A 13,018-nucleotide genomic window follows, 5' to 3' on the forward strand; every position below is an offset into this window, starting at 1 on the left:
TTAATTCATTCTCACTTTCAACATACCTATTGACCAGGGCCCGAAAAACCTTACTTTTATAAAAGGCTGGTGTATTTGGACTGACTTCAATAGCAGCCATTATATTTGCGACATAAAGCCACTCTCGAGTAAAAACATATACAACTCTGTCAACCTCGACCATCCGATCAGTCTTTTGACGATTAAACTCTTCCCAGGTGACCGGAAAAAGATCTTGCGAAAGCGCGAGCCGCAATTTCAACTCAAGGGCAGCTAAAGAACAATCAGTTTCAATCAAGCCGACAGTTTCGAGAGAAAACTTTGATACGTTGCGATAATTAGTTATTACGATCGGCTTATTTTTCAATAAACCAACCAGCGTTGCTCGTCGCTGCGCCATCAAATCGACCACAGGTGCTTCTATCGAATTATCCACTGGATAAACAAATCTTCTCGATGCACAACAGCACTTAAAACAATCGAATATCCCTGATTCAACGCACTCACCAAGCAACAACACCCCAAGTAAAAAACTTTTTTTACTCATTCTAATTTTCCTTAGATTATCAGAATCAATGCCCTCCCCTGCAAAATCCATTTACAAAAAATAACTCATTTAGGCGCCGAAAAAACGCATAAATGTAACCACCAAAAGAATGCTCCCTCTCTGTAAACAAGTAAAGCTATTTCTCTAATAAGCTTTCTAAAAAACCAAGTCAAATTAACAGAATTGTGAAAAAATTTTAAAATGCTTACTTTTGCAAAATCTACCACCAGTAGGTTTGAATTAAAAACGTTAAAAATAAAAAACCTCTGTTTTTTAAGATTTTTTAGGACAAAAATAAGGCTATAAAAAATTCACCTTCTTGCCACAAGGCTAAAACTCACTTTTTTCGCCACGCGGCGATTGCCGAGTACCCGACATGCTCAAGCGCATCTAGCGATTCGCCAGCCTGCTGACGGACTACAAACGATGATTGCTGCGCCAATAACATTGCAAAAGAAGCCTTTGATAACAACCGCAAGTCATCACGTTCCTGGATCCAAAAAAGATTTGCCAGCTCCAACGCGAGTTTTATTGCATTTTTACCACAGATGGCAGCTCCTGATCGTGAAACAAACGAATCAAATTCCCTAACATCTAACCGTTGAATCGACTCAATGAGTGAATTTTCCAACTCATACATTTTTTTTTGCGCATCAAGTGAATCCCCAAATGGACAGCAATTAAATTTTTTTCCATAGTGCAACATGTCAGAACTCACAACAATCAACGTATGTTCGTCAAAAAACTTAAGCAGCACTTGGGCTAGATGATGCAACATATCATCTCCCGCCAATCGCCCAATCACCAAGGGAACAATTTTTGCTTGAGGCAATACCGTCTGAATAAATGGAATCTGAACATCAATCGCATGTTCTCGATGAAAAATCACCTCTTCAACCCCCACATTGCTTGCGCCCTTCATCAATTCAATCGCATCAACATCAACCACCGACTCTCCCAATGGCGATTGATAGTGGGTGAAATCAGGAATCGCCAATCCATAAAAATCGACGTAGTGAGAAGGCGCTATTAATAAAACTCTTTTATATTTTTTCGCATCAGATCCCTTGAGCAAGGAATACCCTGCAGCCGCAACCATCCCAGAATATAAATAAGCTGCATGAGGAACAATAATCATCCAAGGAGCACTTCTACGCTCATTCGCTTCAGTTAACTCAAAAACCCCTTTGAATAACAAATCTAACGTTGATGTAAGACTTTTTTTGTCTCGCGGATACCACGTCTCTGGAAACCTGGACACAAAAACAATCTTAGGAAAGATTTTTTGATATAACACAAATCCAAAAGTTCCCAAAAAAAGAACTGCCACCGCAAAATAAATACCATTTCTTACCAATTCACGTGAAAAAACCATTACAAAACCTCCTGCGCAACCACGTAAAATTAGGATCAGAGTATGGTTAAACACAAAATATTTCACAAGCAAAAAGCCCTAAAAAAATAAGCCCCTACTTTTTACGGCAGGGGCTTATTTTTTATTTCACTCAAATTTAGCGCTTTGCACCATTTGAAGATGATGAATTCATGAGATCCCAGAATTCTTGGTTGGTTTTGGTTTTTTTCATCTTATCGATAAGAAATTCCATAGCCTCCTGAGCATTCATGGTGGACAAGAACTTTTGCAAGATCCACATCTTTGCAACAGTTTCCTCACCCATGAGCAAGTCTTCACGGCGAGTTCCTGAAGCCTGAATATCAAATGCAGGATAAATACGTTTATTCGCAAGTTTACGAGTAAGGTGAATTTCCATGTTACCCGTACCCTTAAACTCCTCAAAAATAACTTCATCCATCTTAGAGCCAGTTTCTACAAGTGCTGTTGCGATAATGGTCAAAGAACCACCCTCTTCAACATTTCGAGCTGCCCCAAAGAATCGTTTTGGTCGCTGTAGCGCTCCTGCATCGATACCACCAGTCAAAATTTTACCGGTTGATGGGGCCAACGTGTTGTACGCACGCGCCAATCTGGTAATCGAATCCAAGAAAATAACAACGTCCATACCTGTTTCGACCAATCGCTTTGCTCGCTCAAGCACAATTTCTGCAACTTGAACGTGACGCACAGCTGGTTCATCAAACGTTGAACTAACAACTTCAGCCTTAACCGATCGCTGCAAGTCAGTCACTTCCTCGGGACGTTCATCGATGTTCAACATAATAACTTTTGCATCTGGATGATTTTTGATAATCGAATTTGCAATTTCCTTCATCAAAACAGTTTTACCTGTTCGCGGAGGCGCTACAATCAATCCTCGCTGCCCCTTACCAATAGGCGCCAATGTACTCAAGAGACGTGTTGATAAAATATCTGGATCGCCTTCAAGGTTAAACGGTTCATCAGGAAAGAGCGGGGTTAAATTTTCAAACACCGTACGCTGAGGACTGAGCGAAGGATCTTTATAATTTACAAGGTCAATACGCTGCAAGGCAAAATACTTCTCGCCATCTTTTGGTCGACGAAGCGAACCTTGAATCGCATCACCAGTACGCAAACCGTACCGACGCAAATGCTGAGGAGAAACGTAAATGTCGTCAGGGCCAGGCGTATAATTAAATTTATGAGACCGCAAAAAACCAAATCCATCTGGCAAGCGCTCCAATACACCATCTCCAACGATTTCTACGCGATGGTCTTGGGCTTCCAAGATTCTAAAAATAATTTCCTGCTTTTTGAGCGCTGCGGCATTAGAAATGTTGCATTTTGCTGCAAATTCCAACAACTCAGTGGTCGACATGTCCTTGAGTTCTTGCATGCTCAACGTACGTTTTACAAATGTTGGATCATCTTGCATGTGCTCATGATTTTGCTCTGGATAGTGAGAAAGCAAACCGCCTTCGCTTCTTTGCTCATCACGATCACGATGATGGTTAGAATGAGAACCAAAAGATCGAGAACCATTTCCCCTATGATCACGAGTATCTCTAGGGTCACGACCATCTCGCCCATCACGATTGTTGCGATAATTGCGATTATTATGACGACGCTCGCGATTTCTATCACCCTGAAATCCATTCGATTGACGATCTGCAGACTGACCAGAATGTCTATGTCCTGATGATCGAGGCTCTCCAGAAGATCTTTCGGCTAGCGAATCAACGTCTTTGTGAGCGCCATCAGAACTCTCAGAACCAGAACTCCATCGCTCTGCTTCTTCAAGCTCTGGCGTACGATCTTTAGCTCCAACAATCTCATTAATCATTTCAGGATCTGGGTACAAAATATCTTGGTAATACGAGGATTCATAAGATTCTGAATCGCTCACGGGCGATTCTGGAGCCAAATTAGAAACATTTTCTTCTTCTGCAACCTCACGATTGCGACGTGGAACACGATCTCCCGATCTTTTATTTCGCGTCATTATGCTAACAACCTTTTAGAAAAAATTAGACACACAGCTCCCCAAACAGATGGAAAACCCATGTGCTAAACACATAAAAAACAAGGAATCACGCCCACAGACGGGGCGTGAGAATCCTTGAAACAAACACAACTTATTTACAGCTTATTATCACCAATAGCCAACATCACAGGACTTGCAACAAATACTGACGAGTATGTTCCAATAACCACTGCGACTGCCATGGTAAGAGCAAAATGGCTCACTGCTTCAGTTCCCAAGAAAATCAAAGGAACAAGAGCTAAGAAAGTACTAAAACTTGTAAGTAACGTACGTCTTAATACTTCATTTAAACTTATTTTTACAATATTGTACGCAGATTCATTTTTTAACTTTAAATTCTGCGCATTTTCGCGAATTTGAGCGAAAATAACAACGGTATCATTGAGCGAATAACCCAATAACGCCAAAACAGCGGCCAAAATATGAAGCGAAAAAGGAATTTGCGCAACCATCAGAAAGCCAAACAACAAAACCAAGTCATGAAGAAGTGCCACAACCGCACCAACCCCATAGGCAAAAGTTCTTCTAAATGCGATGTAAAAAAGCAATACAAGCATGGTAAGAAGAATCGCAAAGAATGCGTTATTTCTAACTTCTTTTCCCGCGCCAGCTCCAACCAACTCAACGCCATCTACCACAGGACTTGCATTCAAACGAGCAGAGAGTCCACTAACAAGGTCTTGCGAAACCCCTGGCGAGGTTTCGCCCAAAGTAACCAAAAAACCCTTACCAGTCGAACCAACCTGCTGAATGACCGCATCATCAAAGCCCGACGACTTTACAGCCGATCGCACGTTTGAAATATCTTGAACATCTCCAAAGCTCAAGCGGACCTCAGTCCCCCCGGTAAAATCGATATGGTATTTCAAGCCATATCCCAGAAAATACGCAGCTGGAGCAATTGACAACAACACAACGGATGCAATAACAAGCAGATACTTTCTTCCCAAGAAATCGATCATAATCAGGGTCTCGCGGGCTAAATAAAAAAAAATACTAAATTATTCGCAGTCGGTTGATTCTATCGAAACAAACTGACGTCCTTTAAATCCAGTGTTAAAACATACACGGCCAGAAGCAATAGCATAGAGCGTATCATCACCGCCACGATTTACATTTGTTCCTGCGTGAAATTTGGTTCCACGTTGACGAATAAGAATCTCGCCAGCTTTAACCATTTGACCGCCAAAACGCTTACAGCCTAGTCGTTGACTGCGACTATCACGACCGTTGGAGGTTGAACCACCAGTTTTACTTGTTGCCATCCGAACACCTTTAAATTAATTGAAGACCAATTACGGCAGAACGCCGAATACTCGTTAACTATGAGCTCAGGCCTAACCTGAATGGAATTTATCATGTACTGCTTTGAAAAAAATGTCAAAAACTATCTAGCTTCACCGAGTAAACAAACGCAGCGACGCTCTGATAAACTCTTATTAAAACGTATTTCCCAATCAAAGAGTGACTGAATCGCCAAAGCAATCCTCACTCCAGACTCACACGCTGCCTCCATCGTACCCGGAACCTCTCGCAATATTGACGCATGCTCACCTGCAAAATAAATTTTTCCATGCGAGGCAAACGCAAATACATGATCACCAAGTCCAGCAATGCGATCAAATTTTTCGTACAAACCCTTATCAAAAGACTCTGCTGAAGTTAAAAAATAATTTTCTTGCCCCGGAGAAACGTATGCGTACGAACCGCACGCATACGGATCAGCTGGCCAACTTTTTCCAACAATCACATCTTCATACGATGCAAATTGCTCATCTTTCGCACAAACAGCTCGTGTAGGAATCACAACAGAACCTTGCGTGGCCTGCTCTAAAAGAACCTTTCCGTCAAAATCAAATCCATTAAACGATTGCTTATCAAAAAAACTTTTTTCGCCACATTGATACGCCAATAATAAATTATCAGCTCCTGCATGACACACTAAAGTTGTATCATTCACCGTAAAATCCGTCTTAAGTTTTTCAACATCAAACGGCATAACAATTTTTGCATTTTCCCCGAGTTTAATCGAGGAAATTTCAGCCAATCGATCGGTCGGAATAACATCTTCTGAAAAAGAAATTTTTGAATAGATTGATGGTGGAATTGCCAAAACCACATAGTCAGCTTTAACGACTTTTTCATTTTTAAACTTCAAAACGTATCGATTTGTATCATCTCGATCTATCGATATCAGCTCACACCCCAGATTAACCCTATCGCCAAGTTTTTCTGCTATTTTAACTGGCAATGTTGCGTTTCCAGTCTTAATAAAAACGCGATCTATTGATTGTTTTTCTTCATCAAATTTATGTGCAGCAGCAACCCCACCCTGCAGCATGTAATATAATGTTTCAACATAATTTGATGATAAGTCTTCAAGGGCTGCACCCTCATACCCCATTAAGCGCATGCGTAGCAAGCGATACGAATCCGAACCCTCTTCAAAGAGTTGTCCAACAACATCTTTCATAGATTTAGACTGAGAAGCAATTTTTTTAAGATGCTCGTACAAATCAGCTTGTGCAACATCAGGCACTCTACACAACTCAGAAAAAGGAACCAACTTTTCTCCATTAAAAAAATTGGCGCCAAGAAAATATTTTTCATTCTCAAAAGAAATTTCCAACTCACTTGCCAGGGCGCGCAAATGAAGCGCCTCGCCTCCATCGGCGATGTTGTAACCGCCCAGCTCTGTTACCGATCCATTTATGATAGCCGTTAAGATTCTACCACCAACTCGATTTCGCGCTTCATAGACACAAACATCAACTCCTGCTTTTTCCAAATAATATGCAGCCGTAAGTCCAGCAATTCCAGCACCAACCACCGCAACGCTTACCCTGCCGTCAGTATTTTCACTATTCTTTGCGCAACACAAACCGATCATCACACTCCCCAAAAGTATTGTTTTTATTAAAAAAATTTTCATAAATCCTTCCAGCAAGAACCAACTCCCACAGAAACCTTAAGGTCAACATCAAGCAAAACTGCTTTCTGCATAATTTCAACCACAACGCCCGAAACCAATTCTTGCAACTCTGCGGGAACCTCAAGCACCAATTCATCATGAATTTGAAGGAGCAATCGCGCTCCTGGAAACTTACTCGAAATAGTGCGGTCAACCTCAAGCATTGCTTTTTTGATGATATCAGCTGCCGTGCCCTGCACCACGGTATTAATCGCAACACGTCGCGCGGCCTCATAAACAACTTTATTCGATTCACGCAAACCGGGAACATATCGTCGACGCCCAAAAAGGGTTTCAACATACCCTATCTCCCGCGCAAACTCTTCTACGCCCTGCATCCACGGCAATACCGCAGGATAATGTTCAAAGTATTGCTCTACATAACGCTTTGCATCCTTGAAAGAAATATTTAAATCCTGCGAAAGACCGTACGGCGTAAGGCCATAAATAATACTGAAATTAATTTTTTTACCAATCTGCCGCTCGGCCTGCGTCACTTCATTTTCGGGCTTTGAAAAAAGACGCGCTGCTATTTGTCGATGAGGGTCTTCATTATTTTTAAACGCAGCCAATAATACAGGGTCTTTTGTCAGATGAGCCAACACTCGCAGCTCAACCTGCGCATAGTCACACCCAATTAACACATGCCCAGGTTGCGCAACAAACGCGCTGCGAATCTCGGCGCCAAATTCACTTGCTATTGGAATGTTTTGCAAATTGGGGTCAGAGCTCGCCAAGCGGCCAGTTGCAACAGCCACCTGTGAATACGAGGTATGAATACGTCCATCTTTCAGGCTTACCATCTGCGGAAGTGGTTCAAGGTAGGTATTTAATAATTTTGAAAGCTCACGTTGCTCTACAATTAACGCAGGAAATGGATGTATTTTTGAAAGTAAATCCAAAACCTCTCGACTTGTTGATAGCTTTCCCGTTGCTGTTTTTTGTGGTGGCGTTAAACGTAAATATTCATACAACACCTGACCAACCTGCTTGGGCGAAAGCGGATTAAACGACAGCGCATCCGGATACTCAATCGAAACCAAATAGGACTGAATCTTACCATCAACAACAGAAATTGCTGATTTTACAGCAGTTGCCACCCCCTGAAGAACGCGCGCATCAAGCAAAATTCCTGCGCGCTCCATCTTAAAAAGCAACGTTGCAAGTGGACGCTCTGTTTGTTCATACAATTTTAATAATTGAGCATGCCCAGAAAGTTGCCGAAAAAGGAGTTGGTATAATTTGTAGGTCTGAACCACATCATGCGTTGCATACGGAGCCGCTTCTTCAAGTGGAACCATGCCAAAGTCGGGGAAAATACCAACAACGTCTTTGTACTCTTGCATCGATTCGCCAAGCAGTCGCAACGAAAGCGCCTTAAGCCCAACCTTTTGATCTTCAGATGTTGTAAGTAACTCTGCCATCAACATCGTATCGTCAACTTCTCGCTCGATTTGAATGCCCCAATTTGCAAGAACATGAAGATCAAATTTTGCGTTATGCATAACAACACACGTATGATGCTCTAGCAAGTTAGAAAGGTTCTTTTTTATTTGTTCTATCTCGCCACTTGTCCACAAATCATGAACCAGCGAAATGTAATAACCTTCAAGCGCATCCCCCGCCAAAGAAAACCCCACAATTTCACTCGTCATATTTCCAATACCGATAGTTTCGGTATCAAAAGTAATAACCGCTGCGTGGGATAGTCGCTCAAAAACTAACGCAACATCTTGCATTGTTTTTAAAATCCCCACATGCCAATTGCGCAAAACTTCATGCTGAGCAGTTACTGGCTTAAATCCCGCGGGAAGAAAAGATTTAAATTCTAATTCATAAAAATAATCATTTGCCTTGCTCCAGAGCGAACTATCGTATTTTAAGCCGTCAAGCGTTTGAGTCGCATTACTAACAGTTTTGAGCGTAAATAATTCACGAGAAATAAAAGCATTTTCACGACCAGCTAACAATGATTTTTTAACCGCTGGCGATGCGACCTGCTCAATATTTTCGTATAAATCTTCTAATGAATTAAATTGCTTAACCAATGCAGTAGCTCGAGTATCTCCGATCCCCGCTACCCCAGGAATATCATCCGAAGAATCACCCAGCAACGCAAAATAGGTCGAAAGCAGGTCGGGATTAAATTCATATTTTTTAAAAAATTCTTCAGGAGTATATGTTTTTCTATTTATCGGATCTGCAACCACACAACGCTCACTAACAAGCTGGCGTAAATCTTTATCTGGAGAAACAACAACAATTTTTTCAACTTCATCTTTGAATCGATTTGCAAACGTAAAAATAACATCATCTGCTTCAAATCCCACCACACTAACCTGTGGAATCTGAATGGCATCACACATCAGCTGAATCGTGTGCCGTTGCTCAAGAAGATCAGATGGCGCAGCCTGCCGATTTTTTTTGTAGTCAGGGTACATTTCTTTGCGACCAGAATCGCCCTTATCCCACACAACCGCAATCGCAAACGGAGAATACTGATCCAATATTTGACGCAAAGATTTAAAAAAACCGTACACCGCCTGAACCGGTTGTCCTTTTGAAGTAGAAAGTGGCTTTAGCCCATAAAATGCTCGATACAACAATGAAGACGCATCAATAAGAACCAGTGTTGAATTTTTTTTTTGCATACAAAATGCCTTGAGGCCAAGAAGTTAAACGTTCAAGAGAGTATAAAAAATGATTTCATCGTTGTAAAAACAAGAACGCACTACAAAAATTTCTTTGTTTCTTCAATCGATCTTAAAAAAGCAGAAATGTCCTTTGCCCTTGCTGGATGTTGTTTCATTAAATCTGCCGATAACATAACATCTGGCACATATGGCTGATTGTGTCCTCGCGCTCTCTTTTTATAGACTTTCATTGGATAACCAAGCTTCAAGGATTGTCCAGTAGCAGATGAAAGTGCTACTTCACTCAATTCCATATACACACTATCTGCTGATGTTGGATTGCCAACTAACGTAACAAATTCTTTTCCACAAGCTTTTGCTTGATCAATAAAATCAAGTGCAGAACTTCCACACTGTGCATCAATAATAATTGTGATACGAGCCTTAATATTTGGACAACAATAAATCATTGTTCTTATTTTATTGAACGTTTCCTTGAAAAACGTCTCATGCGCATCCAAAGATGTTTGCAACTTTTGAGCTTTTTCCAAACACCAATCTTTTATTTCTTGAGGGGCATAGGCTGCATACGGGTTGTCTTTGAGCCATGCAATATTAACCGGTGTAGCACGCCACCACACTTCCTCTCGACAAGTAGCCCCAAAAACTTCTTGCTCCACATAGGGTTGTCCATAGAAACTTTCAAGTATTTTTGTCCCAAATACAGAACTTCCGCCAACGTTTCCTCGCAAGTCAATCGCAACATTAATCTCTGATTGATTCTGCTGAGAAAGATCATTATTTTTTTGCTTTCGCTTACGATCAACATATTTTTTTATTTGCTCTGTAGCCTGATTAAGCGAACTTGCAACCTCACTATTTTCGCCCGAAAAACTAGGTATTTTAAGATACACGTCATATACATGTCCTAAATCACGCGATGTATTAAAAAAAGCAACTTTCGCTCGTTTATCTTTTACAAAACCACGCAGAGTACTTATTTTTTCATCCAATTCTTTGCTTGGTATTGGCGACCAATTCAATGTAACAGTTTTTTCCGAATGCTCTGCCCCCAACAAGCAGCGACACCAAATGCCAGCCCCTACCGTTATAGTTGAAGGTTTTTTAACAAACACGTTGCCACTCCACACAAGAGCCCATGGCGCAGATTTTACCAACGCAGATTGCAAGCCAGAAATCGCTCCAAAGCGATGCGGAATACTATTTTTTTCAATCCATTCTTGAGGCGAAAGCTCATCAATTTTGACAACAGTTCTATACTGACTACGGTGTCCATTTGCAGGCCAAAGATAATCAAGCTCCTTATCGAGCAAAAATCTTTTTAAGCAAGGATCGTAAGTCATCAAAAAACCAGGCCACTCAAACACCTTAGGTTGCAAGTCAACCTCTAAATGAGAAAATTCAAGCGAAAGATGCCCATCATTAAAACCCTTAACATACCAAGAAAGAAGCTGCCGATAAGATTTTTCATCGGTCACTTGCGCCAATTTCAAAGAAAGCTCCTGCCGACCTTTTTTCATCCAAGATAAAAAAGCATTTGGCTGTTCATCAACAGCTCCAGGATGATTTTTTTGCAGGGCTTTTTCAATCGTAGCTATATCTGCCAGAGCAATTTCTTTCCACGATTTTGAAACCGAAATTAGACTTATTCCAACAAAAAAAACTGCCCATAAAAAAATATTTTTTTTCATAAAATTCTTATAACTTTGACCATGCAAAAAGACCAATAAAGCCTAACCAAGTGCTTGGAATCATATCCATAAACGACTTTATTTTTACTTTTTTATTAATACTTAGATTTAAACAATCAACATATTTTTACTTAATTTAAAAACTATTTTTTACATTTTAAAATTCACATATAAATTTTAAAGCATAAAAACAGAGTCTCATCGTATAAGAAACAAACCAAGAACAGGGCCTTTTCATGTCAAAACAAACCGCACTTAGATCAATACTTTTTAGTATCTTAACCTTTTCAATTATACCGATTTTTTGCCCCCCCAAAACTAAAACTCCGCGACGAGTTGCTCTTAGCATCAAGGCTCTTCCCTCAATTGTGGGCCTTTACACAATGCTGCAAACACTTACTCCTCAAATTATTATTCACTCGGAGCCCCACATGGCAAAATGCCAAGAACTTTGCTCTTGTATTGATTCAATGACCTCTTGCAATCTTGAAAGATTCAAAAAAACATATGCCGAACATCTTTTTACACCAGCAGAAGGAAATTTTTTTGATAAAGATCCATTCACTCTTGGATATTTATTCGGAATAGAAGCCCATAAGCGAGAAAAAATTATTGGAAAATCACAAGAAACCGGCGCCAAAGCAATCGCTCTGGTAATAATGTTAATCCCATTATTTGATGAAATTGATGATTCTTTAGCCAAAAAATTTCTAGCCTTTATTTCTGGATATCAATACTTCATGCTGAGTCATCGAGAAGAATCCACCATTCCTCCAATTGAAGAATTACCAAAACAAAATGAAGATACTTTTATAAGCTTTTTACTTGGAATGAATGCTGCAACAACCTCAATTATGGGAGAACCAAACCTAAGCCCTACAACAATTGTTGATCATGCTTTTAACTGCGGGTATTACATTCAAATTTATTTAAACAAAAAAGAAGTAGCAGCTCCCGTCGCTGACGCAACTCCCTTTCTAATAACCGATCATACTGTCGCCACAGAAAGACCTCCTCGTGAATATGTAAGAACCACGAATGAATGCTATGCGTCAGGCATCTTACTTGAAAGATCCCTAAGCCCAATGCTCCACGACACGACCGCCATGAGCGACCAATTGACCTCTTTTTTAGCCGCCGAAATACTAAAACTATCAACCACTCCCACAACGCTAATGGGCCCAATATTTCAAACATGCGGAGCTCTTGAATTCTACTCACTCAGGCAATTAAAGCTTTTCGCTCCAAGTGCCGATCATCTTGAAACAACTCTGATCAATAAATGTTTTGAAAACGGATACAACTGCTCGTATGATAATTTATGTACATACATTTCAAAAAACTTCACAAAAAAACGTGATTTAGTAAGAAACCTATCAAACCTGCTTATGCGAGCCTACATAGCTGGCGCAATTTTAAAAATGATCGTACAAGCTCACCTCAAAGAAAAAACTTCTATCGCGTATATTAGCGTTGAAGTATTTATACAAACAAAAGATCGCTGGCTTGCCGTCATCGAATCCCTTGAAGACAAAGCCACTAAATCAACAAGTTCAAACGGTGCTGCCGCATCAGCAACATCAACACGAACCTATGAAGAAGCAAAAGCCGCAGAAGAAGAACTTCTTGCTCTCCTTGCGGCAGAAGAAGAAGAACGAGAGGCTCAAAAGCTATCTAAAAGCCAAGCCCAAGAGCGCAAAAAAATAAGACAACGCGCACTTGCGGAACAAAGAAAAAAAGAAGCACTCGAGCTT

At 40.6% G+C, this 13,018-nt stretch carries 9 protein-coding genes; 1 reads left to right on the forward strand and 8 read right to left on the reverse strand.

Annotation, left to right across the window (positions count from 1 at the left end; translation table 11 throughout):
• From FJ366_03880 to FJ366_03915, 8 genes are all read right to left on the reverse strand, one after another.
• Nucleotides 1-526: hypothetical protein (locus tag FJ366_03880; GenBank protein MBM3894705.1), on the reverse strand; the 526-nt coding region annotated here is incomplete at its 3' end.
• Between the two features lie 337 nt (nucleotides 527-863).
• Nucleotides 864-1,901, reverse strand: coding sequence for an AmmeMemoRadiSam system protein B (gene amrB, locus FJ366_03885; GenBank protein ID MBM3894706.1), 1,038 nt, complete (start codon nucleotides 1,899-1,901; stop codon nucleotides 864-866).
• Nucleotides 1,902-2,037: 136 nt separating this feature from the next.
• Nucleotides 2,038-3,747: a transcription termination factor Rho gene (locus tag FJ366_03890; GenBank protein ID MBM3894707.1), complete on the reverse strand. Its 1,710-nt coding sequence runs from the start codon at nucleotides 3,745-3,747 to the stop codon at nucleotides 2,038-2,040.
• A gap of 296 nt (nucleotides 3,748-4,043) precedes the next feature.
• Nucleotides 4,044-4,910, reverse strand: a complete 867-nt coding sequence (gene secF / locus FJ366_03895; protein MBM3894708.1) for a protein translocase subunit SecF — start codon at nucleotides 4,908-4,910, stop codon at nucleotides 4,044-4,046.
• Between the two features lie 39 nt (nucleotides 4,911-4,949).
• Entirely contained in the window at nucleotides 4,950-5,213 is a 264-nt protein-coding gene (locus FJ366_03900; GenBank protein ID MBM3894709.1) for a 50S ribosomal protein L27, read from the reverse strand.
• Between the two features lie 122 nt (nucleotides 5,214-5,335).
• The gene (locus tag FJ366_03905; protein ID MBM3894710.1) at nucleotides 5,336-6,880 is read right to left on the reverse strand and encodes an FAD-dependent oxidoreductase; all 1,545 of its coding nucleotides are present in this window, start codon (nucleotides 6,878-6,880) and stop codon (nucleotides 5,336-5,338) included.
• A complete protein-coding gene (gene polA, locus FJ366_03910) occupies nucleotides 6,877-9,570 on the reverse strand; it encodes a DNA polymerase I (GenBank protein MBM3894711.1) in 2,694 nt (897 codons plus the stop codon). Before polA ends, FJ366_03905 begins: the two co-directional genes overlap by 4 nt.
• Before the next feature lie 80 nt (nucleotides 9,571-9,650).
• On the reverse strand, nucleotides 9,651-11,264 hold the full coding sequence (locus tag FJ366_03915) for a hypothetical protein (protein MBM3894712.1): 1,614 nt from the start codon (nucleotides 11,262-11,264) through the stop codon (nucleotides 9,651-9,653).
• Between the two features lie 236 nt (nucleotides 11,265-11,500).
• On the opposite strand from FJ366_03915, the gene FJ366_03920 reads away from it, so the two are divergent.
• On the forward strand, nucleotides 11,501-13,018 hold a 1,518-nt coding region (locus tag FJ366_03920; GenBank protein MBM3894713.1), incomplete at its 3' end, for a hypothetical protein.

Source organism: Candidatus Dependentiae bacterium (assembly GCA_016871815.1).
Taxonomy (GTDB): Bacteria; Babelota; Babeliae; order Babelales.